The organism is Nocardia sp. NPDC057455 (assembly GCF_042802775.1).
Lineage (GTDB): Bacteria > Actinomycetota > Actinomycetes > Mycobacteriales > Mycobacteriaceae > Nocardia.
In genome coordinates this window covers 53,972-76,614 of the sequence record NZ_JBHVDM010000017.1, presented here as the reverse complement: position 1 = coordinate 76,614, position 22,643 = coordinate 53,972, and the positions used below count along the sequence as shown (strand labels likewise).

Sequence of the window (22,643 nt, the reverse complement as noted above, 5' to 3'; positions counted from 1 at the left end):
AGTTCTAGATGCCCGTTCGTTTCAGTAGGCGAGATTATCGACGCCCGATGCCGATACGGCGATATTCGCTCGGGCCTTCCGGATTGGAGATCTTGCTTGCCGCGAGACTGTGAGTATGAAACGAGACGGGCGTGACGGCATAGGTTGCCGGCTCGTCGGTTTGCGGCGAGAACTCGGCGGCCCGCTCCCACCTCAGTTCTTCGAAGTTCCTGACCAGGGCGTATGTCGGCGGCGAGTCGGCGGGACACGGTCGGGATAACCGATGACAATGCTGCCCATGGCGGCCACGGTCAGCGGGTTGGGAAATCGGCGGGTGGACCGGTTCGAAGGCGCGTTGCCGAGAGTGGGATTTCGGGTCGATATCGAGGGAATGCGTGCGGTCGCGGTGCTGGCCGTCGTGTTGTTTCATGCGGGTGTGCCGGGGATCGGCGGTGGATTCGTCGGGGTAGACGTCTTTTTCGTCATTTCCGGATTTCTCATCACCGGAATGCTCTGCCGGGAAGCGGCCGAGACGGGCACGGTCGAGTTGGTCCGGTTCTACGGTGCGCGTGCGCGCAGGCTGCTGCCCGCCGCGGGTCTCGTGCTCGTCGCCACGGCCATCGCCGCGGCCGTGCTGTTGCCGCCGTTGCAGGCTCGCGAAGCTCTCGGTGACGGGATCGCGAGCGCGCTGTATGCCGGGAACTATCGATTGGCCGCGCACGGCACCGATTACCTGGCGGGCGACGCGCCGCCCTCGCCGTTCCAGCATTTCTGGTCACTCGGCGTGGAGGAGCAGTTCTACCTGGTGTGGCCCGCGCTGGTGATCGCGACGGCCTGGCTCGTCCGGCGTGGGCGAAACGGCCCGGCCGCGCCGCTGCCGTACGTGATCGTCCTGGGGGTGGTCGCCGCGCTCTCTTTCGCGGTCTCGCTGACCTGGACTCGGACGCTGCCACCGTGGGCGTTCTTCGCACTGCCCGCACGAGCGTGGGAACTGGCCGCGGGCGGCATGGTGGCGCTGTCGGTCGTCGTGTGGTCCCGGTTGCCGCGATGGGCGGCCGTGACTGTGGGATGGGCCGGTCTGGGGTTGATCGTGGCGGCTTGCGTTCAGCTGACCGAGAAGGCGCCGTATCCCGGGATCGCGGCGCTGCTGCCCGTGCTGGGCGCAGTCCTGGTGCTCGTATCCGGCTGCGCCGAAGAACGATTCGGTGTGGGCCGAGTCCTGGCCGTGCCGCAGCTGCGGGCGATCGGCAAAGTGTCCTACTCCTGGTACCTCTGGCACTGGCCGGTGCTGGTGCTCGCGCCGCAGGTGCTCGGCCGCCCGCTCGGGCTGGTCGGCGCACTGGGCGCGGTCGCCATGGCCGGTGGACTCGCCATACTCACTCAGCGGCTGATCGAGGATCCGGTGCGCTTCGCCGACCGGTTGAAGCGCTCGGCCACGCTCAGTCTCGCGTGCGGCGGCGCGAGCACCGCGATGGCCATCTGTGTAGCGCTGGCGTTGCTCACGATCGTGCCTACCCCGGTCGGCCGTGGCATGGCGGCGCGGAGTCTCACACTGACCACGCCGGTCCCGCCGGCCACTGCCACCGACCCATATATGGAGGCGGTCGGGCAGTTGACGGCACAGACCCAGTCGGCGGTCGCCGCCTCGGCCGACATGCGTGATGTTCCGTCCAACCTCACTCCCTCCCTGGCGAGCGCGCGCGGCGACCGGGCGGAGGTGTTCGACAATGGTTGCTTCCGGTCCTGGCACGACGTGGGCCAGGGCGAATGCGCGTCCGGTGCGACGGACGCGGCCGCCACCGTGGCCCTGGTCGGCGATTCCCACGCGGCGATGTGGCATCCGGCGTTCGAGCGGATCGCCGTCGCGCGCCACTGGCGGCTGGAAACCATGGCCAAGGTCACCTGCCCGCTGCTCGACCTGCCGATCACCAGCCCCTATCTGGGCCGCGTGTACACCGAGTGCGAGCAGTGGCGCGGGCAGATCATGGCCCGGCTGCGGGACGAGCGCCCGCGGCTGATCGTGGTGAGCATGTCCCGGCGCTACGGTGGCGACTTCGGCTTCGTGTCCTACGACCAGGCGTGGATCGACAGCCTGAACCGCCTGGTCAGCCAGCTGCGAGCCACCGGATCGGCCGTCCTCGTCCTGGGTGGAGTTCCCGATCCGCATGCCACTGTGCCCGCGTGCGTCGCCGAGCACATCGATGACGCCACGGCATGCGCCCCTACCCGGCGGGTCGCGGTCGACGACGCGGGCATCGCGGCCGAGCACGCCGCCGTCACCGCGGGCGGTGGCCGGTACGCCGACCTGACCTCGCTGTTCTGCACCGCGGCGCGCTGTCCCGTCATCGTCGGCAACACTCTCGTCTACCGTGACGACAATCACCTCACCAGCGGTTACGCCACTACGCTCGCGCCGGTGATCGGCGCGCTCGCCGAACGCGCGCTCGCTGCCGGGTGAGCCGCCCGGGCGGTGCACGGGAAGACATCGCGCCCCTCCGGCGTTACACCCGGTCGCTGCCACACCGCGTCTCGCGGGAAGGGCCGGTAACCTGCGAGGTTGTCGGAGGGGTCGGGGAGAATGGCGGGGAATCTAGCTGAGGAGGGACTGTGAACGACGGTCCGCTGATCGTGCAGAGTGACAAAACGCTGCTGCTGGAGGTAGACCACGAGTCGGCCGATGCGGCACGGCAGGCGATCGCGCCGTTCGCCGAGTTGGAACGGGCGCCGGAGCATGTGCACACCTATCGGGTGACGCCGCTGGCACTGTGGAACGCGCGGGCGGCCGGGCACGATGCCGAGCAGGTGGTGGACGCGCTGGTCAGTTTCTCCCGGTACGCGGTGCCGCAGCCGTTGCTGGTGGACGTGGTGGACACCATGGCCCGCTACGGCAGGTTGCAGCTGGTCAAGCATCCCGCGCACGGGTTGACGCTGGTCAGCCTGGATCGCGCGGTGCTGGAGGAGGTACTCCGGCACAAGAAGATCGCGCCGATGCTCGGCGCGCGCATCGACGACGACACCGTGGTGGTGCACCCGTCGGAGCGCGGCCGCATCAAGCAGATGCTGCTGAAGATCGGCTGGCCCGCCGAGGACCTCGCGGGCTACGTCGACGGCGAGGCGCACCCGATCGAACTCGACTACGCGACCGACGGCTGGCATCTGCGCGACTACCAGCAGATGGCCACCGACTCGTTCTGGGCGGGCGGCTCCGGGGTGGTGGTGCTGCCCTGCGGCGCGGGCAAGACGATGGTGGGCGCCGCGGCGATGGCGAAGGCTCAGGCGACCACGCTGATCCTGGTGACCAATACGGTGGCGGGCAGGCAGTGGCGGCGCGAACTGCTCGCGCGCACCTCGCTCACCGAGGAGGAGATCGGCGAGTACTCCGGTGAACGCAAGGAGATCCGCCCGGTCACCATCGCCACCTATCAGGTGATCACGCGCCGCACCAAAGGCGAGTACAAGCACCTGGAACTGTTCGACAGTCGCGATTGGGGCCTGGTCATCTACGACGAGGTACACCTACTGCCCGCGCCGGTCTTCCGAATGACCGCCGATCTCCAGTCCCGCCGCCGCTTGGGCCTGACCGCGACGCTGGTGCGCGAGGACGGCCGGGAGGGCGACGTGTTCTCGCTGATCGGCCCGAAGCGTTACGACGCGCCGTGGAAGGACATCGAGGCCCAAGGCTGGATCGCCCCCGCCGACTGCGTCGAGGTCAGGGTCACGCTCACCGATGCCGAGCGGATGTCCTACGCGACCGCCGAGCCGGAGGAGCGGTACAAGCTGTGCTCCACCGCGCACACCAAAATCTCTGTGGTCGAATCGATTCTGGCCCGGCATCAGGACGCGCCGACCCTGGTCATCGGCGCCTATCTGGATCAATTGGACGAACTCGGCGCCGCGCTCGACGCCCCGGTGATCCAGGGTTCGACGAAGACCAAGGAGCGTGAGGAGCTCTTCGACGCGTTCCGGCGCGGCGAGATTCCGGTGCTCGTGGTGAGCAAAGTGGCGAACTTCTCCATCGATTTGCCGGAAGCATCCGTGGCCGTGCAGGTTTCGGGTACCTTCGGTTCGCGACAGGAGGAGGCGCAGCGTCTCGGCCGGCTGCTGCGCCCGAAACACGACGGAGGCCAGGCGCATTTCTATTCGGTCGTGGCACGCGACACCCTCGACGCCGAATACGCCGCACATCGGCAGCGTTTTCTCGCCGAACAGGGGTATGCCTACCGCATCACGGATGCCGACGACTTGCTCGGCCCCGCCATCGGATAAGCGGAGGCATTGCCTCCGCAAACTGTGCTAGGAATAAGGGCGTGCGACGCTTCGAATTCGCGGTGGACCGCAGGCATGCCCATGCGGTCAACGAAGTCTTCGCCGACCTCCGCCGCCTGCGTTTCCTGGCGATCGCCGCCGCGGTCGTCGCGGCGACCGGGACGGCGTTCCTGATCTGGCTGAATCACCCCTGGGCGTATCTGCTCGCGATCGCCTTCGCGCTCGGCGCGGTGACGGCGCTGTGGGTCGCCCTGTGGACGCCGTGGCATTCCAGCATCGACAAGCTGTACGCCGACGGTGAGTTGATCCCCGCGGTGATTTCCGAGGCTCGCCCCTCCGGTGTGGTGCTGCTCGCCTTGGTCGACGTGTCCACGCCGGAGACGAGTGAGCCGCGTTTCGCGTTGGTGACCCGTAAAGTCCATGCCCTCCCGGGCCATGAGGCCAAGGCGGGGGAGCGTGTGCCGTCGGTCGCGGTGCGTACCGATCGGGCGCCGCGGCAGGTGGGTGAGCGCTGGCAGTCGGTGAGCGCCATGCCGATCGCCTGGGGCACCACCGACGATGCCGTCATCGCCCGCGCCCGCGCCGCGATCAGCGAGGCCGAGTGGCGGTTGCTCACCGACAATCTCGCGCTCGCCGAGAAGGTGCGGCGCTCCGCGGCGAAACGCCTGCTGCTCGACCCGCACCACCTGCCGGGCGAACTCGGCTCCTGATCCGGCTGCGACAACGTCCACTTTCGCCGGTGCGCGGGCGCCTACACTCGAAAGATGGTTCCAGCGTCCGATCTGCTGGCATTCGTCGCCGCCGCTTTCGTCATCATCGTCGTGCCCGGGCCCGGTGTGCTGTTCACCATCGGTCGCGCGCTCACGCTCGGGCGGCGCGCGGCGTTGCTCTCGGTGCTCGGGCACGCCGTGGGCGTCTACGTCGCCCTGGTCCTGGTCGCTATCGGGCTGGGCACCTTGCTCACGGCGTCGGCGCTGGCGCTCACCGTGGTCAAGTTCGCGGGCGCGCTGTATCTGATGTATCTGGGAGTCCAGGCGATTCGGCAGCGCTCGGCGCTGCGCGTGGCGCTGGGCGCCACGATCGAACCGGCTTCCCATGCGCGCGTGTTGCGCCAGAGCGCGATCGTCGGGCTCACGAATCCCAAGGCGATCGTCTTCTTCTCCGCCGTGCTGCCGCACTTCGCCGATCCGGCGGCGGGTTCGCTGTCATGGCAGTTCCTGTTGCTCGGCACCGTCTTCCTGGCCATCGCGCTGGTCTCCGACAGTGCCTGGGCGCTGCTGGCCGCCTCGGCGAGGTCCTGGTTCGCCAGGTCGCCGCGCAGGCTGGAGGCGGTCGGAGGCGCGGGCGGTGTGATGATCTTCGGTGTCGGCGCGTCGGTGGCGCTGACCGGAAGTGGCGACTGAAGCCGTTACCATCCAGCGAAGTCGGTGCGCCGGTACCGGCAAGAGGCGGGGTGGAGAGGGGTGGTCGTTCGTATGAGGTTGTCCGGCCGGATGTGCGTCGCGGTAGCGTGCGTATTCGTGGCGGCGCCTTGGCTGCGCGCGCACGCGGACCCGCCCCCGGACCCGCTGGTCGGCGCGCCCGGCCTGGGGGATCCGTACTATCCGCTCGACGGCAACGGCGGCTACGACGCCCATCACTACGACGTCGGCATCGATTACGACCCACCGAGTCGCGCATTGACCGGCACCGCCACGATCACCGCGCACGCCACGCAGGCCCTGCGCGTGTTCAACCTCGATTTCGCGGGGCCGGAGGTGCGCATGGTGTCGGTGAACGGGCAGCCCGCCGGCTTCGACCGCAATGGCGAGCACGAGTTGACCGTGACGCCGCTGCTCCCGCTGCTGCCCGGCCTGCCGTTCACCGTCACCGTCGACTACGCGGGCCCCGCGGTGAACACCGAAGGCGAAGGGTGGACCTTCGCGCCCAGCGGCGGCGCGTTCGTCGCGGGGCAGCCGCATTCGGCCACCAGCTGGTATCCGCTCAACGACACCCCGCTGGACAAGGCCACGTTCACCCTGAACGCCACCGTTCCCGCCGAGTGGGAGGTGGTCTCCAACGGTGTGCGGACCGAGAACGCGGTGCACGGCGACAAGCGGACGGTTCGCTGGGTCAACGCCAAGCCGGTGCTCGGCTACCTGACCACCGTCGCGATCGACAAGTTCGACTACCTGGAGCAGCGCAGGGCCGACGGCACTCCGCTGGTCAGCGCGTTCGCGCCGAACACGAAGGATCGCCACCGTGAACTCGAGCAGCGCCTGCCGGAGATCCTCGACTTCTCCGAGAAGCTCTACGGGCCCTATCCGTTCGAGGCGGCGGGAGGCATCTACCTGGACGCCGACATCACCTTCTCGCTGGAGACCCAGACCCGCCCGCTCTACGCGCCGAAGACCGATCTGCAGACCGTCGTGCACGAGATCGCACACCAGTGGTGGGGCGACTGGGTGTCGGTGCGTCAGTGGTCGGACATCTGCCTGAACGAATGCTTCGCCAGCTATACCGCCGACTACCTGTGGCCGGAGCGGGTGGAGGGCAAGAACGTCGACGACGACTACCGCGAGACCATCCGGAAGTATCACGACAACCAGAGGTTCTGGAACATCCCGCTGGAGAACCCCGGCGCCGGGAAGGAGTTCACCTCCGTCTACTACCGCGGCCCGCTGTTCCTGCACGCGCTGCGCAAGCAGATCGGCGACGAGGTGTTCTTCCCGGCCATTCGGGACTTCCTCGCCGCGCACGCCTACGGCAATGCCTCGATGCCGGAGTTCCGCGCTTTCGTACAGTCCCGATCGATCACGGACCTGACCGGCTTCTTCCACGCGTGGCTGAACACGACCGCGCCGCCACCGCAGGAGTATTTGTTCCCGGGCGCCCTGCTCAGCTGACTCGTCAGTCGTCCCGCACGCGTTGCGTGGCCTTCGCGACCCTGCGTTCGGCCCGCTCCAGCTGCCGTCGCGCAGCACGGAGTTCGTCTCCGGCCGTCCGCTCGGCCGACTTGCGGAACTGCCGCTGCTGTTCGGCGCGCTCGAGCTCGTCGCGCAACGCGGCGACGCGTTCCTCGGCCGCGGACAGTTCGCCGGTCGCGTCGTCGAAGGCCGAGCGTGCCGATTCCTCCGCGGCGCGGGCGGTGTCGAGCGCGTCCTGGGCGTCCGCCAGTTCGCGATGTGCGCTGTCGTCCTGCTTCTGCCGCGATGCCGCTCGTCGGGGTCGCGTGGCCGGTTCGGGGACCGCGACCAGATCGGGTCCGCTCGGCCCGAAGCCCTCGTAGCTCGCGGCCGTGACGAGCGTTCCCGTGCGCAGCCGATCGGCCACCTCGGGGTCCGCGAGCGCAGCGGTCAACGTCCGGCCTACCGCACGGACGACATCGTCACCGACCGGATGCCCTTGTCCGGCGGCGAGTGCGGCCGCCTTCTCGGCGAGCGCGTTGACCAGTTGCCGGCGCTGCACGGTCAGGTCACGCAATTGGTCGGCCGAGAGCTTTCGCTGAGCGGCGGCCAAGGCCGCGGCGAGACGCAGCAGGGCGGCCACGTCGTCGGCCGCCGAGCGGGACAGCAGGTTCGCCGCCCACGCGGTCAGGGTGGGTTTACGCAGCTTGCCGATGGCGGCCGCGAGCCGCTTGTCGCCCGCCTGCTTGGCCGCGGCCGCCCGGTCCGTGCGCGCCGCGACGAACTCTCCGGGCGTCAGCCCGTAGAGGTCGCGTGCGACGTCCTCGACCGTCATACTGCCCAAGCGTAACGACCCGGTCTCGGGCGACGACACACTCCGCATACCGGACAAGGGTCCAGTTGTATCGAACACGCGAAAGGCGTTGCTAGTGAATTACTCTGCGTTCCTGCTGCTCGGCCGTCTGCTCCCCAGCATCCTCGGTTATGCGCTCATGGGGCTCTACGGCACGCACAGCTACTAGCGCGCTGCTCGAGGTCACCCGGTGAGCTGATGCGGCCGCTCTGGTCGTGCGGGTATTCTCACCGCGTTCACGAGCCCGTGAACGTGTTCGGTCAGAGAGGTTTTCAGGTGAAGTTTCCAGGAGCGAGGCTGCTGGCACGGGTCGTGCTCGCCCTCGTCGCGGTGGCCGCCGTGGTGGTCACGGTGACCGGCTGTTCGTTGATCGGTGACGCGAGCAAGTCGGACACCGCCAAGGCCGGAGTCGGCGACTGCATCAATGTCATCGAGAGCTCGGCCGTCGATTCCAAGACCGAACCGGTCGACTGCTCGTCGGACAAGGCCGTGTACAAAGTGGCGCAGTCCTACGACAAGAAGACCGACTGCGCCGCCGACTACACCTCCTACGAGGAGACCCTGGGCGGCGGCACCACCGCGTTCCTGTGCCTGGCGCCGAACTTCAAGGAAGGTAGCTGCTACAGCGAGAGCAGCACGACCGGATACAAGCACGTCGACTGCGCGTCCTCGGACGCCACCTTCAAGGTGCTGAAGCGGATCGACGGCAAGGCGGACGAATTGCTGTGTGGCGACGACGCCGACAGCTTCCGGCTCATCGAATCCGACCCCAAGGTCACCTTCTGCACGGGCAAGCCCTAGAGCCGATCATTCCAGCAGGGCGACCGACGCGATCCGGTGCAGTGTGAAGTGCCGGACCGCGCCGGTGACCGGGTCCAGCGCGTCCAGTTGCCCGTTGCCCACCTTCAACGGTTCCACCACCCGCTGCGTGGCGACCCCTTGGGCGTCGACGTAGCCGATGTTCACCGACCGCCGCACCCGCGCCGCCAGCTGGAGCAGGGCGAGGGTGGCGGCGGTGTTGGTCCGCGTGCCGTCCGGGCGCACCGCGTGACTCGCGCGGGCGCTGGCGGCGCGTTCGCCCGCGCGCAGTTCGGTGACGAGCGATTCGAGCTGCTCGGTGCTGGGCGGTGTCGGCCGATACGGCTGCCGCGCGGCCGGCCGCACCGAGATCCGCGCGCCACGCGGGCGCAGGTCGACGATCGCACCGGCCGAGTCCTCACCCGCGGGAGCGAAACCGGCCGCGCGCAGCTGCTCGAGCAGTTCGCCCAGCGGCGCCTGGGCGATGGCGACGGTCGGCGCGATGGATCGCAGTGCGAGCGTGCGCGCCACCGGTGCGGAGAGCACCTGGGCCAGCAGCGCCGGGTCGTCGCTGCGGATGAACGACTGCGCCATGCCCGCCCGCAACTGACCGTGGCGCCGGGCCACGTCATCGATCAGATAGGTCAGCGCCTGCGGGATCGGCGTGCGGGAATGCGCGGCGAACAGCGCGTGCAGTTCGGCCGCCGTCGAGCCGGCGTCCAGAGCTCGACGCACCGAGAACTCGCCGATCCGGTACACCGTTGCGGCGCCCGCGGATTCGACGTCGGCGACGAGAGCGACGCGCCGCTGGAGGTCGGCCGTCAACGGGCCGGGCGCGATCACCGTCAGATCCGCCTGCACCAAGAAGTGATCCACCGGCTCCGGCAGCGCCGCCTCCATCTCCGCCTCGGCGTCGGCCACGCTGGTCGGCGCCGCGTGCAGCAGCGCCCGCGCCGCTGAGCCGAGCGCGCCGCGGCCGACGAACCCGAGCGCCGCCGCCTCGGCCAGGGATTGGTCGACCACCTCCGGCCGGAAGTTCCTGCGCCTGCGTGGCTGCTGCCAGGCCAGCACCCGGCCGATGTCCGCCGGGCCCAGCGCCGTACCGGACGGGTATTCCGCGAGGAGGCCGAGAATGGCGCGCCGATCGCGCGGCGCGTTCGGGGTGCGCAGCTCCAGCGACAGCGCCGCCAGCGGCTTGTCGTTGGCATCGCGCATGCCGATCATCCACGGCATCCGATCCAGATCGAGCCAGGTTAGTCCGAGCGCGGCCCAGCGCCGCGCGGGCGGCGATTCCAGCCAGGCGTCCACGAGCGGCGTCGGCGCCCAGAAGTCGTCGGTCGTATCGAAGTCGGGTGGAGGGTCCGGCAAACCTTTCTCGATCAGTTTCGCGGCCGCCAGCAGTTCGACCAGCAAACCTGCCCGTTGCTCGTCGACACCGGCCTGCTTGGCGATGCGGCGCAGCTCCCGGACGCCCAGGCCGCCCGCGCGCAAGGCAGGAGCGGGGACCTGGCCGAGCACCTCGAGCACGGCGGCGCAGTGCCGCAGCAGCTCGCCGACCTCGCCCGCCGCGACCGCGTTCACGTCGGCGGGTGTGAGTTTGGCGGTCTGCGGGTGCGGCGGTGTCAGCGCATGCGGGTGGGTGACCGGTTCCCGGCGCAACACCTGGCCGACCGTGACCGGAAGCTCCACGGTCTCGTCATCGACCCAGTGCAGCAGCCTGCGCGCCAGCAGCCGCTGGATCGGCCGGTCGGCCGGAGTGCCCGGCGCGGCGTCCTTGGTGCGGCCGCGCGGCCCCGTCGCGGCCAGCTTGTCCAGCAGGGCACGTTCGGCGGGCGCGAGTTCGGGGAGCGCCGCGACCACCTCGGGTTCGGTGAGAGCGTCGGGGATCTCGGTCGCGGTGCCGATCGGCCACGGCAACGCCTCGGCGGCCGCCGGGATCAGATGAAGTCCCTGCTCGGCGTCGAGCCAGATCAGCGCGCGAGTGGTCAGCCGCTCCAGCGCGTTGTCGATCGCGGCGGCCGGTACCCGTTCGCACAATTGCACATGCAGTTCGGCGCGGTGGAGCGGGCCGCGGTCGGGATGCGTCGCCCCGTGCACCGCAAGGGTTTCCACGAGGGCGAATTCCAGCGTGTTCAAGTCCTCCGTGGCGCGTAACACCGACGCCCGCTGTTCGGTGCGGGCGGCGAGTACGGCCATGGAGGAGGGCAGCGGCACGGCCAGGTCGGGCCGAAGCTGCAGCAGCGTCACGAGCTGGGCATCACTGCGGGCACCGAGCCATCCGGCAAGGGAGTCGGTCACGGTCATCCGATCCAGCCTACGATGCTGGGCGGTCGCCCGCCGAGGTCAGGCGGTGCGGGCCGCGGCGTGCGGGCCGCGGCGCATCCGCGCGGAGCGGCTCGTGCCAAAATGGGTCCGTGGTGAACAAATCGAAGAAATCCTACGTCGACAACGGCTGGCCGAAGGTAGCCGACGGTGACCACGCGGTCACCGAGCTCTCTGCGGCCCGCTCCGGTGGCCTCTCGCCCTACGGCGAGGACACCGAGTTCCCGGTACCCGCTGAGCAGTTGCCCTACATGCACCCGAACACGGTGATCAACCGCTGAGCGCGCGACCGGAACGTTCTCGGCTACGAAGAAGGGCCCCGCATCGTTGATGATGCGGGGCCCTTCTCCACGACGGGTGGCGATCAGGAGGGCAACAGGCCCTTGTTCGCCTCGTAGAAGTTGACGATCGCGGGGTCGAGGGTGGCTCCGCTGGACTTGGCGGCGTTGAAGAAGTCCAGAGCTTCCTTGGGCACCTGGACGCCCTGGCTCTGCACCACCTCGAGGGCGCGGTCGACGGCCGAGAAGATCTGCTGCGAGCTGTCCGCCGGCGCGGCCTGGGCGGCCTGCGGCGCGGGGTTCCAGCGCGGGGTCTCGGCGGGGGCGGGCGCGGAGCGCTGGCTGGGCGCGCTGCTCAGGCCGAGCTTGGAGGAGCAGGAGGGCCAAGCGCCCCAGCCCTGCGAGGCGAGGACCTTTTCGGCGACCGCGATCTGCTGTTCGCGGCTGGCCTGGTTTGCCGAGGCGGCGTACTCCTGGCCGCCGTGGGCGCGCCAAGTGCTGGGCGAGAACTGCAGCCCGCCCTGGAAACCGTTGCCCGTGTTGATGCCCCAGTTGCCGCCGGCCTCGCACTGCGCGAGTTGATCCCAGTCGGAGTCGGGTGCCGCGCTGGCGTTGCCTGCGAGAGCCACACCAGCGGTGCCGATGATGGCACCGGTGACGGCAACCTTGGCTACCGTGCGACCGGTCGAGCTTGGCTTGCGATGGCGTCCACTCATATCGGGTTCGTCTTCCTCTCGACGCACCTGCGACATCTTCGGTTCTGGTTCGGACTGAGAGGTCGTCCGTTCCGCCCTCGCCCCTACGTTTCCGTCGGGGGTTCCGGTACCCGCGGGGCGAGGCTCGGTGCGGCGGGCCGGTGGTCGCCGGGTGTCCCGGCTGGATAAGACGGTACGACGAACGGCGGGAAAAATCACTATTTGGTAACCGGCGTGTACCAACGGGTCTCGACGCGGTATCGGATGGGTAAGGCGCCTTCGCGCAGCTAGAGAAGTCGCGGTCCCCTGCGGCGCGCGTCGCCACAGCCCCGTGACCTACTCGTAATGTGACGAGGATCACAGCCTCGAGTGGGTAACGATCGCGTCGGGTAACCGGTTTTGTGTCGGATCGGAGGCGTGTTCTCCGGTTCTACCGGGACCTGCGCCCGGAGCGCAGCGCGAAGACGAGCGCGAGCACGAAGCCCAGCGGCGCGAGCAGTGCCCCGAAATAGAGCCACAGCCCTGGCTCGCCATCGGTCAGCAAGGGGATCGCGAAGATGACGACGATCGCCAGCAATCCCAGCGCGAACAGGGTGAGCGCGAGTTGCAGCAACCAATCGCCGCGCCGTCGAGGGGCGCCGCCAGTCGGGGTCGGAGCGGAAGAGTTCGTCACGGCTCGACGGTAAAACTGATGTGCTTGCGTTATTCGCACCGGGGTAGACTCGATGGCAATCGCGTCCTGCAATCGTGCTGGGCGCGTTCTTTTCGCACAGGAAAGGGCCGGTCGCGGATCGGCCCGGTGGACAAATGTGCTCGGGCCGTTGGGGTCCGAGTTCTCGATGACGAACGGGTGAGCGCAGTGCCGACCGGCAGGGTGAAGTGGTACGACGTCGAAAAGGGCTTCGGCTTCCTTTCCCAGGACGAGGGTGAGGACGTCTACGTCCGCTCGTCCGCGCTGCCCCAAGGTGTCGAGGGCCTCAAGCCCGGCCAGCGTGTCGAATTCGGCATGGCCGCAGGCCGTCGCGGGCCTCAGGCGCTGAGTCTCAAGCTGCTCGAGACGCCGCCGTCGGTCCGGCAGGGCCAGGAACGCAACTCGCGCAAGGAGCCTGCCGCGCGCAATCACACGCCGGACGAGTTGCACGGCATGGTCGAGGACATGATCACCTTGCTCGAGGCGAAGGTGCAGCCGGATCTGCGCAAGGGCAAGTACCCGGATCGCAAGACTGCCCAACGCATCTCGGAAGTCGTTCGCGCGGTGGCTCGCGAGCTGGACCGGTAGTTTTCGGCCCGCGGCGAGTTACGCGGGCGCTGGACGACACCTACCGCGCCGTTCCCGGGCGACGAGACGTTCATCTGCTCGGCCGATTCGGCCGCGCCGCCACGGCGGTTCAACGCGTCGACCTCGGCCGTCGATTCGTCGGTGCGGCGCAGCGACTCCCGGATACGCGGCGTACCGGCAGCAGGTCGTCAGTCGGGTCCGACTCCTCGGAGCGCGTCGGTGCCGTCGCACGCTCGGCGCGCACCGGCGCTCATGGGCAAGCCTTCGACGTCGTCCGCGGCGGCCTACCGGGTTTGCGGCGGACGATCATCGAGACCGGCGCCCGGAGTCGCCGCTACGCCGTGTTGATGGACCAAGTGGCGTGCGGCACGTAGAACTCCCGGCCCGTTTCGTCACGGGCGAGGATCGGCAGCTGGAACTCGACGCCGATGAGGCGCAGATCGGGCTCCGGTTGGGAGTCGATGGTCAGGGCCATGGCGCGGTCGGGATAGTCGTTCCGGCTGATCACCTGGTCGACCTTCTCGCCGTTCGGCAAGAGGTAGACCAGCTGTGCGAGCCAGGGCGCGTCGGCGACCTTCTTCGGGAGCGACAGCTGCAAGGGGTAACCGGCGGGTACTTCCAGCTCGGCGGTGCGGCCGCGGTGGCAGTCCGGCGTATCGGGGGCGCAGTTCAGCGCCGTGAACACCGTACCGGGCACGTTGTCCTCGGGCAGGATGCGGCAGTCCTGCATGGTCACCGCGCAGTAGCTGAACGGCCGCACGGTGACCGTCTTGCCGTGCGCGTAGGCGGTGAGGGTGACGTCGGGTTCGTCGGCGTCGCGGATCAGCACCGCCAGAACGCCCGCGAAGGCGACGGTGAGCACGAGCAGGGCGGCCGCGACCAGCGCGGCGATCGTGCGTGCGTTGACCTTGCTCACCAGATCGGGTCTCCTTGCCCTCGTTGACTGCGTGTGGTGTCGCCGCCGCGCGGTGCGGGACCCTGCGCGCGAGGTGCGCTCGCCGGGTACCCGTGCGGCCGGGAGGCAGGCACCTCTTGCTCCGCGTGCTGGGGACGGTTGCCGCCGAGGCCGGGTAACAACGAGTGGCCGCGGAAGCTGAGAAAAGTCTGCACCAAGCCGAGCACGAGTACCGCGGTGACCACCGCGAAGCCCTTCCAGTACTCCGTCGGCAGCAGCACCCCGGCCGCGCCGCCGATGACCCAGCTCAGCTGCAGTACGGTCTCCGACCGCCCGAAACCCGAGGCGATCGACTCCGGCGGCAGATCGTCCTGGATGGAGGCGTCCAGCGACACCTTGGCCAGCGCGCTCGTCGCGGACGCGACCAAGGCGGCGGCCGCCGCGCCGAGCAGATTGTTCGTGAACGTCGCGAACAGCGCCACCAGCGCGCACGCCGCCGTGCAGCCGACCACGATCAGCGCGGGTCTGCCGAGTTTGAGACGGGCGCCCGTGGCATTGCCCGTGAAATTGCCGATGGCCGCGGCCGCGCCGACCGCGCCGAGCATGAGGGCTTGCTGCACCGGCCGGTGCTCGGTTGCCTTGGCGACGAACGCGACGTAGAAGGTGAGGAACCCGGTCAGCACGCGGATGGCGCCGTTGCCCCACAGCCCGGTCACCACGGAGCGACCGAGCGGCTGCCTGCGTTTGCGCGGCGGGACCGGCGACTCCTTGCCGGAGGAGAGCACCTCGGTGTGCGCGTCGGCGCCGTGATAGCTCAACGTCGCGGGCACCTCGCCCTCGGTCACTTCGACCCAGGAGGGGATGCGCAGGCTCAGATACGTTCCCGCGCAGGCGATCAGCGCGGCGAAGACCAAGGCGCCGTTCGAGCCCGCGATCGCCGCGGCCAGCCCGGCCAGCGCTCCGGCGCCCATGGTGCCGCCGACCAGCCCGAACACCGTGAGACGGGAGTTGGTGCGGACCAGATCGATGTCCGGCGGTAACACCCGGGGCGTCACCGCGCTCTTGAGCACGGAGAACGATTTGCTGCCGATCATCATGCACAACGCGAGCGGATACAGCGCCCAGCTGTCGAACTGGAAGATCAGCACCACCGCGACCACCGTGCGCACCGCGAACGACGTCGCCAGCGCCAGGCGGCGACCGCGCTGGAGCCGATCGAGCATCGGGCCGATGAGCGGGGCGATCACCGCGAACGGCGCGATCGTGATCAGCAGGTACAGCGCGACGTTCGTCTTGCTCTCCGCGGTGGCGCTGGCGAAGAACAAGGTGTTGGCCAGCGCCACCGCGATGGCGGCGTCGAGGGCGAAGTTGGCCATGGTCGCGTAGGTGAGCGCCGTGAGGCCCGACTTATCCGCGCCGTCGGCCTTGGCCGCGCGCTGAAAGGTCGCGATGCCCTTCTCGGTGAGTTCTCTGCCGCGCATGGCGGCCACCCGGGTGACCGTGAGTTTGCGCGGCAGTCGTCGCGTCCCGGACGGAGCCGGGCTTTCGGGCGGCTCGACCTGATCCTGGACGGCGGTCTCGGGATAGTCGGGTTCGGCCCGGCCCGGCGGTTCGGTGTGCGGCCGGTGCGGGAAGACGCGGCGGCGCTCATGGTCGGCGGCGGCCGCTTGCTCGGGGTCACTTCCGAGCGGGAGGGGTTTGGTACGCGGCGGTTCCGGAGGACGTGGCGCTTCCCGGCGCGGACTCGGCGGTGGAATCTGCTGGTCGTGCCGCTCGGAGGCGCGTCCGCGTCGCAGCGGCGGCAGTGGCCCGCGCCGTCGCGGTGGGTTGGGTGGCGGGTACCGGTCGAAACCGGGATGCCGATCGAACGGCGGGGACTCCTCGCCTTCCCACCGATCACGGTCGGGACCGGAAGGTTCGCGGGGAGTAGTCACGACTCCAATTCTGGCGCACTCCCGTGCTGAGCGTTCACGCGCGCTCCGAGGTGGCGGCGGAAAGTGATCATCGTCGCGGACGCGGGAACGCGCTCAGGCGGGTGTGAAGCGGACCTCGAACATGGTCGGCCAGTTCTTGCCCGTGATCAGGAACCGATCGGTGCCGGGCAGTTGGGCGATGCCGTTGAGGGCGTCGGCCCGAGTCCGGTCGGTCGCGGGAAGGAGACCGGTGGCGTCGGCGGTCCCGAGCACCGCGCCGGAGTCCGGGTCGATGCGCAGGATCGTGTCGGTGGGCCAGTCGTTGGCATAGACCGACCCGTCCGCCGCGCACTCGAGCTCGTTGAGGCGCGCGCCGTTGTGGCTGGTCAGTTCAACCGAGCCGGTCGGGGCGAAGGTGACCGGATCACGGAAGGTGAGCCGGTCGGTGCCGTCGCTCATGACCAGCCGTCCACGCCGGTCGCACAGGCCCCAGCCTTCGCCGTCGTAGCGCACCCGGCCACGCTCGGCGAGCGTGGCCGGGTCCCGGGCGATGGCCACGCCGTCATGCCAGGTGAGCTGCCAGAGTGTGGTGCCGGTGAGGGTGATGCCCTCGCCGAAGTAGGGGGCGGGCAACTCGGTCCTGGCCAGTTCCGCGCCGGTCGTCAGCCGGGAGGCCCGCACGCTCGACGCGCCCGCCAGGCCGGTGCCCTCGTAGAGGACGTCGCCGTCGACCTCGAGACCTTGGGTGAACGCTTTCGGATCGTGTGGCCGGGTGCCGAGCACCTCGATTTTCATCCTGGATGCCGCCTCGTCGGCGGGGCCGCATCCACCCGCGACCAGCAGACCGACCAGCACACCGATGGCCAACGCACGCCGATTGCGCTTCATACGGCAAAATGTAGGCCGTGAGCGCAGTTTCTGTTTCGGAGTCCGGCGTGCGGCCGATTCTGGCCGATGCCGTAGACCTGGCCCGCCGTGCGCTCCTGGAGTTGGAACCGTCGGCTGTCGGAGCGCACCTCGGCGTGATCACCGAGGACGAGAGCGCGGCGACCCACCGTTTCGAGGCCACGCTGCCCGGCTATCGCGGGTGGCAGTGGGCGGTCGTGGTGGCCGCCCCGCCCGGCGCGGGGCATGCGACGGTCAGCGAGTCCGCGCTGCTACCCGGGCCCGAGGCCTTGGTCGCGCCCGAGTTCGTGCCCTGGGAGCAGCGAGTTCGTCCGGGGGATCTCGCGCCGGGCGACCTGCTCGCCCCGCCCGCCGGCGATCCGCGCCTGGTGCCCGGCTATGTCGCGACCGGCGATCCGGTGGTCGACGAAGTGGCCTACGAGGTCGGTCTCGGCCGCACCAAGGTGCTGAGCAGGGAAGGGCGCGAACTGGCCGCCGAGCGCTGGTACGCCGAGCACGGTCCCGACTCGGAGATGGCCAAGGCCGCGTCCGCCACCTGCGGGAGCTGCGGCTTCTATCTGCCACTGGCGGGCGCGCTGCGCGCCGCGTTCGGTGTCTGCGGCAACGTCATGGGCGCGGACGGGCAGGTTGTCCATGTCGCCTACGGCTGCGGCGCGCATTCGGATACCGAGATGCCCACCGGCGGCGGGTCCCCGCTCTACGAGGCGTACGACGACGCGGCCATCGAGCTGATCTCGCTCGGAACAGAGCAACCTCGCGGCGCCCGGCAGGACTCGTCCGCGGGCGGCGGTCGCCGCGGTGTGGTCACCGGGCAGGCAGAGAACGCGACGAAGACGACCGAGACCCGCGTGGACTCGGGGATTGCCGAGGACGCTGCGGTGGTCGGGGGCGCGGAAGTCGCCGACGGCGAAGCGCCGGCCGGGGACGCTGCGGACGTCGAGAACGTGGATGTCTCCGAGGAGTCCGCGGGAATCGAGACCGCTCCTGTCGCTGCGAGTTCCGCGGCTGTCGAGGACGCAGGGGTCGCGAAGGCTGCTGCGGCCGCCGAGGGTGTTGCGGTTGGTGATTCGGGTGCGGTCGCCGAGAATGCGGTCGTCGCCCGAGACGCTGCTCTCGCGCAGGACGCGACCGAGGACCCCGCCGTTGCCGAGCCCGGCGTCGCGGAAGGGCTTGTGCCTGTCGAAGGTGACGCGGCGGAGCAGAACACCGCTGTAGCGGAGGGAAGCACTGCCCCCGAGCCCCCGAGCGCCCAGCCCGCCGACAGCACGGTGACTACCGATCCCGAGGTGACCGAGGCCGAAATCGGCACCGGTTCAACTCTCGGCACCGGCGATACGGCAGGCAGCCCCGCTGCTGGTGCGGGTGGTTCGGACGTTGTGGAGGCCATGCGGCCCGCACCGGTCGATGCACAGAACTCCGGCGTCTCCACCGAGAGTGCCGCGGAGCCCGGAACGCCGTCGAATCCGGCCGAGGCCGGGACAGTGGCTACGGAGTCCGCGGCGGGATCGAGCGAGTCGGCGTCCCAGCCCGCCGAGTCGCATACCGCCGCGTCGAGCGCGGAGGACGCTGTTCTCCCGGTGAGCGAGGACCGGCAGCCGGGTTCCGCGGAAAGGTCGTCGGTTCCCGGCGAGTCGGCCGCCGCGGAAGCCGAATCCGCGCCAGCGAGCACGACCGGATCTGATTCGCCCGAGTCGAATGTCGAGCCCGGCGCTTCGTCCGCCGACGCACCCCGCGGCCCGGAGCCCAGCACCGGGGACGCGCCGGTCGCCGAGTCGGACAGTGATTCGGGCATCGGTGACGTGCCAGAGGCCGAGGCACAGCCGGAGATCCAGTCATCGCCGCGCAGCTGAGCCAGGCCGCCGATCCGTTCGGCACTTCGGCGCTGCGAGCGGCCGTGCTCGCCGCATGGCGCGATTCCCCGACGCGATTGCGGGAGGACGCCGCCACCGAGAACGACCTGGTGCGCGCGGGTTACCGCGACCGGTTGCTGACCGAGTTGGCGCAGAACGCCGCCGACGCCGCGCGCAAGGCGGGCGTGGCCGGTGCCGTCGTCGTCCGCCTCGACGGCCGTGCCCTGCACATCGGCAATACCGGTGCGCCGCTGGATATCTCCGGTGTGCACGCGCTCACCGCTCTGCGCGCGTCGGGGAAATCCGACGACGGGACGGTCGGCCGGTTCGGCGTCGGTTTCACCGCCGTGCTCGCGGTGAGTGATGACATCGAATTCCGTTCGGCCTCCGGATCGCTGCGGTTCTCCCGTGCGGAGACCCGCGAAGCTCTGCGTCACAACGAGATTCGAACGCCCGCCGTGGACACGGGTGAATTCGCCCCTCCGGTGCTGCGGTTGGCCTGGCCGACCGAGGCGCGACCGGCGGCGGGTCTCGACACCGAGGTCGTGCTGCGGCTGCGCGCGGACGTCGACGCCGACGCGCTGCTGGCCGCGATGCGCGCCGACGCCGTCGATCTGCTCTTGGAACTGCCCGCCCTGCACCGCATCCGCATCGGCGCGGACGAACTAGTCAGCAGTGCCGAGGACATGGGCGACGGCATGCACGAGGTCTATGTCGACGGCCCCGGCAGCGAGCAGCGAACCTGGTGGCAGTACCGCACCCCGCGCGCCCGCTGGCTGCTGCCGGTGCGCGACGGCAGGCCGGTGGCGGCCGCCCCCGACGTGCTGCGGGCGCCGACCAGGTCCGACGAGGAACTGTCGCTGCCCGCGCTGCTCGTCGCCGATATTCCGATGCAGCCGGATCGCCGCAGGTTGCTGCCCGGCGCCCGGCTCGCCGAACTGGCCACCGGTTACGCGGATTTCGCTCGCGCCCTTCCACCCCGCGACCGGCTCGTGCTCGTCCCCGCGCCCGGTTTCGCTCGCAGCGAGGCGGATGGTCTGCTGCGCGAAGCACTGCTGCGCGAATTGCAAACGCGACCATGGCTGCCCGTGGTCGCCACCCACCGGCGCACGCACGAAGGCCCGGTCGACGCCGGGCAGCTCGCCGCCGAACTCGGGCCCTTCACCGAGGGTTACGCCGGATCGAACACCCTCGCCCCTCACGAAGCGGACGACGCGCTGCCGCAAGAACAATCGCCTGCCGTGGCCCACGTCGAAGCATGGGGCCTCGACGCCGATGCGCCACATGCGGCGATCGAGTCGCCAAACCTGCTGAGCGCCGGGACGGTCGAAGACCGGACCGCCGGACCCGGCAGCACATCGGTGTCCGGCGAACGGATTCCGTCCGACATCGCCGGGTCGTCGTCGGCCGCCGTAGTGCCGCACCCGCAGGACGTGGCTGTCCCCACCCGCGCCTACGTCTTCGCCGGACTGACCGCGGAATTGGCTGCCCTGCTCGACGAGGTGGCCGGTCCGCTGGTCATCCCGGACCTCTCCGGGCGGGCGCACACCGAGGCCATGGGTGTGCTGGATGTGCACCGGCTCGGATTGGCGCGGCTCGCGGAATTGTCCGGGGGGCTGGAGCGGCCGCCGAGTTGGTGGCGGCAGTTCTATACCGCCCTGGAACCGTTCGTGGTGGATCCGCTCACCGCGGAGGAACTGGGCGCGCTGGCGGTGCCGCTGGCCGACGGCAGGCTCGTTACCGGGCCACGCACCGTGATACTGGACGATCAGCTCGAGGTCGCGATTCCGGTGCACTGGGCCAGGCTGGCGCATCCAGAGGCCGCGCATCCCCTGCTGGCTCGGCTGGGCGCGCGGTCGGCCACCGCCGAGGATCTCCTGACCGATCCGGGCTTGCGCGCCGAGCTGGAGGATCACCCGGACGACCCCGACACCGCCGATGCGATCCTGCGTCTGGCCGCGCACGCGGCTCCGGAGGCACTGCCTTGCTGGCTGAGGCTGCTCGAATTGCCCGACACGGAAGGTGAATCGCGGCCGGCCGACGAACTGCTGCTGCCCGGCGCGCCGCTGCGCGACCTGCTCGTGCCCGACGCGCCGTTCGGCACGGCCGACCCGGAACTGGTCGAGCGCTACGGCGCGGAGGCGTTGCGCGCCGTCGGCGTCGGCTGGGATTTCGGTCTGATCGTCGAGGCCGATCCGACCGGTCCGGACCACGATCTGGACGACGAGGAACACTGGTGGTCCACGCTGCCGGACGATCCGCCGGAGCTGGTCGCCGTCCGCGACCTCGACCTGATCGATGACGCCGCCTGGCCGGAAGCGTTGCGGCAGTTGGCCCTCGCGCCGCGCGCCCGCCGCCTGCTGGCCGACGCCGACGGCTACACCGCGTGGTGGCTGCGCAGATACGCACGGATCGACAGCACCCCGTTGGGACTCTTCCGCCATCCCGCCGACACCGAGTTCGACGGGCTGTTACCGGTGTTCGCTGTCGCCGGTGTCGACCCGGACGCTTGCCGCGGGGTCCTCGCCGATCCCGGGACGATCACCGACGAGCTGGCTGCCGCGCTACTGGACGCGCTCGCGGACCCATCGAGAACACCTTCGCCGGAAGTCGTTTCGCGTACCCATGCCCGCCTGGCGGCCGCCGTCGCCGCGGATCTGCTGGATCTCGCCGACCTGCAACCACCCGATCGCGTGCGCGTGCTCACCGGCGCCGTGGTCGATCCGGCGGACGCCTTCATCCTCGATCGCCCGTGGTTCGGCTTGGCGGTACCGCCGGATCGACTGGTGGCGGGCGACACCGAAAACTCTTCGGCCCTGGCGGCTTTGCTCGACCTGCCGCTGGTGTCCGAAGCCGTCACCGCCGAGGTCACCGATACCGGCCGCCGCACGACCTGGGCGGCGGAGCCACTGGGTGTCGTGCTGCGGCAGCTGTTCGCCTTGCCCGCGCAAGCGGGCGAGCTGGTCGTGCATCACGAACTGACGGTGCGGCTGAGCGGCGCGATCGAGGCCACGGTCGCGGTGCCCTGGTGGCAGACCGGCTCGGCCGTGCACGTCCGCGCGCCGCGCCTGGGCGGCTGAGCGGCGGCTACTGCGCCGCGTATTCCGTGAGCATCTCGCTCAGCAGATCCAGCTGTCCGCGCACGCTCTCGCTGTCGTCGTCCACCAGCCAGCGCAGCACCACGCCGTCGATGACGTTGAGCGTGAATCGGCTCAGCGTCTGCACCGGGACCGACCAGCGCGTGCCGGTCGCGTCACGCGCGTGCTCGAGGATGTCGGCGACCGTCGAGTCGTTGAAGTTGTACTGCTCGCGCGCGATCGCGAGTTTCGCCGGGGTTTGCTCGCCTTCGCGTAACGCGTATGTAGTTGTTTCGTAAGTGAGCAGCTGCCGTTCCGGAGTGGCTTCGATGTTCAGCCACATGAGTTCCAGTCCCGCTCGGATCAATTTTTGAAGGGCTTCTTTTCCACTTCCGACGTCCTGCCATACCGTTTCGTTTGCGTCGACGGAATCGCGCAATTCCATGGACAACGCTTTGACCAGCTCGGTCATCAGCGCGTCCTTGTTTTCGAAACAGTAATGCACCACACCGAGCGAGACACCCGCCGCCTGAGCGACATCGCGCGTGGTCACGCCCGCAACGCCCTTTTTCTCGGCAAGGCCGATCGCGGCCTCGATAAGGTGGGCCCGTCGTTCTTCGACGCTCAATCGGGAGGACACCCAAGGG

17 protein-coding genes and 1 pseudogene are annotated in these 22,643 nt (G+C 69.7%); 10 read left to right on the top strand and 8 right to left on the bottom strand.

Annotated elements, in window-relative coordinates; genetic code table 11:
- Positions 1-277: 277 nt before the first annotated feature.
- The 5 genes from ACFU5M_RS09930 (at position 278) to ACFU5M_RS09910 (ending at position 7,130) form a co-directional block, all read left to right on the top strand.
- Positions 278-2,437: an acyltransferase family protein gene (locus ACFU5M_RS09930; RefSeq protein WP_379046799.1), complete on the top strand. Its 2,160-nt coding sequence runs from the start codon at positions 278-280 to the stop codon at positions 2,435-2,437.
- Positions 2,438-2,586: 149 nt separating this feature from the next.
- The gene (locus ACFU5M_RS09925; protein WP_379046717.1) at positions 2,587-4,245 is read left to right on the top strand and encodes a DNA repair helicase XPB; all 1,659 of its coding nucleotides are present in this window, start codon (positions 2,587-2,589) and stop codon (positions 4,243-4,245) included.
- Between the two features lie 41 nt (positions 4,246-4,286).
- Positions 4,287-4,955 (top strand): DUF3239 domain-containing protein, encoded by a 669-nt coding sequence (locus ACFU5M_RS09920; RefSeq protein WP_379046714.1) that lies wholly within the window; start codon positions 4,287-4,289, stop codon positions 4,953-4,955.
- A gap of 54 nt (positions 4,956-5,009) precedes the next feature.
- Complete coding sequence (locus tag ACFU5M_RS09915) at positions 5,010-5,648, top strand: LysE family translocator (protein WP_379046711.1); 639 nt, start codon at positions 5,010-5,012, stop codon at positions 5,646-5,648.
- Positions 5,649-5,765: 117 nt separating this feature from the next.
- Complete coding sequence (locus ACFU5M_RS09910) at positions 5,766-7,130, top strand: M1 family metallopeptidase (protein ID WP_379046708.1); 1,365 nt, start codon at positions 5,766-5,768, stop codon at positions 7,128-7,130.
- Positions 7,131-7,134: 4 nt separating this feature from the next.
- Here the strand turns inward: ACFU5M_RS09910 and ACFU5M_RS09905 are convergent, their stop codons facing one another.
- Positions 7,135-7,965 carry a hypothetical protein gene (locus tag ACFU5M_RS09905; protein WP_379046705.1) on the bottom strand — a complete coding sequence of 277 codons (831 nt, stop codon included), beginning with the start codon at positions 7,963-7,965 and terminating at the stop codon, positions 7,135-7,137.
- Between the two features lie 294 nt (positions 7,966-8,259).
- On the opposite strand from ACFU5M_RS09905, the gene ACFU5M_RS09900 reads away from it, so the two are divergent.
- Entirely contained in the window at positions 8,260-8,784 is a 525-nt protein-coding gene (locus ACFU5M_RS09900) for a hypothetical protein (protein WP_379046702.1), read from the top strand.
- 6 nt (positions 8,785-8,790) lie between these two features.
- Here the strand turns inward: ACFU5M_RS09900 and ACFU5M_RS09895 are convergent, their stop codons facing one another.
- Positions 8,791-11,085: a helicase-associated domain-containing protein gene (locus tag ACFU5M_RS09895; protein WP_379046699.1), complete on the bottom strand. Its 2,295-nt coding sequence runs from the start codon at positions 11,083-11,085 to the stop codon at positions 8,791-8,793.
- Positions 11,086-11,195: 110 nt separating this feature from the next.
- Between ACFU5M_RS09895 and ACFU5M_RS09890 the strand changes: the two genes are divergently transcribed.
- A complete protein-coding gene (locus ACFU5M_RS09890) occupies positions 11,196-11,384 on the top strand; it encodes a hypothetical protein (protein WP_379046696.1) in 189 nt (62 codons plus the stop codon).
- Positions 11,385-11,467: 83 nt separating this feature from the next.
- On the opposite strand, the gene ACFU5M_RS09885 is transcribed toward ACFU5M_RS09890, so the two are convergent.
- Entirely contained in the window at positions 11,468-12,097 is a 630-nt protein-coding gene (locus tag ACFU5M_RS09885; RefSeq protein ID WP_379046693.1) for a resuscitation-promoting factor Rpf1 domain-containing protein, read from the bottom strand.
- 409 nt (positions 12,098-12,506) lie between these two features.
- Positions 12,507-12,749, bottom strand: coding sequence for a hypothetical protein (locus ACFU5M_RS09880; RefSeq protein WP_379046690.1), 243 nt, complete (start codon positions 12,747-12,749; stop codon positions 12,507-12,509).
- Between the two features lie 186 nt (positions 12,750-12,935).
- Between ACFU5M_RS09880 and ACFU5M_RS09875 the strand changes: the two genes are divergently transcribed.
- A complete protein-coding gene (locus ACFU5M_RS09875) occupies positions 12,936-13,355 on the top strand; it encodes a cold-shock protein (RefSeq protein WP_379046796.1) in 420 nt (139 codons plus the stop codon).
- Positions 13,356-13,689: 334 nt separating this feature from the next.
- On the opposite strand, the gene ACFU5M_RS09870 is transcribed toward ACFU5M_RS09875, so the two are convergent.
- The 3 genes from ACFU5M_RS09870 to ACFU5M_RS09860 all read right to left on the bottom strand — a co-directional run bounded on the left by ACFU5M_RS09870 (position 13,690) and on the right by ACFU5M_RS09860 (position 17,051).
- Positions 13,690-14,271, bottom strand: a complete 582-nt coding sequence (locus tag ACFU5M_RS09870) for a DUF2771 domain-containing protein (protein ID WP_379046687.1) — start codon at positions 14,269-14,271, stop codon at positions 13,690-13,692.
- Entirely contained in the window at positions 14,268-16,184 is a 1,917-nt protein-coding gene (locus ACFU5M_RS09865; protein WP_379046684.1) for an MFS transporter, read from the bottom strand. Before ACFU5M_RS09865 ends, ACFU5M_RS09870 begins: the two co-directional genes overlap by 4 nt.
- Before the next feature lie 93 nt (positions 16,185-16,277).
- Positions 16,278-17,051 (bottom strand): glutaminyl-peptide cyclotransferase, encoded by a 774-nt coding sequence (locus ACFU5M_RS09860; RefSeq protein WP_379046681.1) that lies wholly within the window; start codon positions 17,049-17,051, stop codon positions 16,278-16,280.
- Positions 17,052-17,098: 47 nt separating this feature from the next.
- Here ACFU5M_RS09860 and ACFU5M_RS09855 point away from each other — a divergent pair.
- Both ACFU5M_RS09855 and ACFU5M_RS09850 read left to right on the top strand, forming a co-directional pair.
- Positions 17,099-17,798: pseudogene (locus ACFU5M_RS09855) on the top strand (DUF3027 domain-containing protein); the annotation flags it as partial.
- 1,165 nt (positions 17,799-18,963) lie between these two features.
- Positions 18,964-21,999: a sacsin N-terminal ATP-binding-like domain-containing protein gene (locus ACFU5M_RS09850; RefSeq protein ID WP_379046678.1), complete on the top strand. Its 3,036-nt coding sequence runs from the start codon at positions 18,964-18,966 to the stop codon at positions 21,997-21,999.
- Between the two features lie 7 nt (positions 22,000-22,006).
- Here ACFU5M_RS09850 and ACFU5M_RS09845 read toward each other — a convergent pair whose 3' ends face one another.
- The gene (locus ACFU5M_RS09845) at positions 22,007-22,624 is read right to left on the bottom strand and encodes a TetR/AcrR family transcriptional regulator (RefSeq protein ID WP_379046675.1); all 618 of its coding nucleotides are present in this window, start codon (positions 22,622-22,624) and stop codon (positions 22,007-22,009) included.
- Positions 22,625-22,643: the final 19 nt, after the last annotated feature.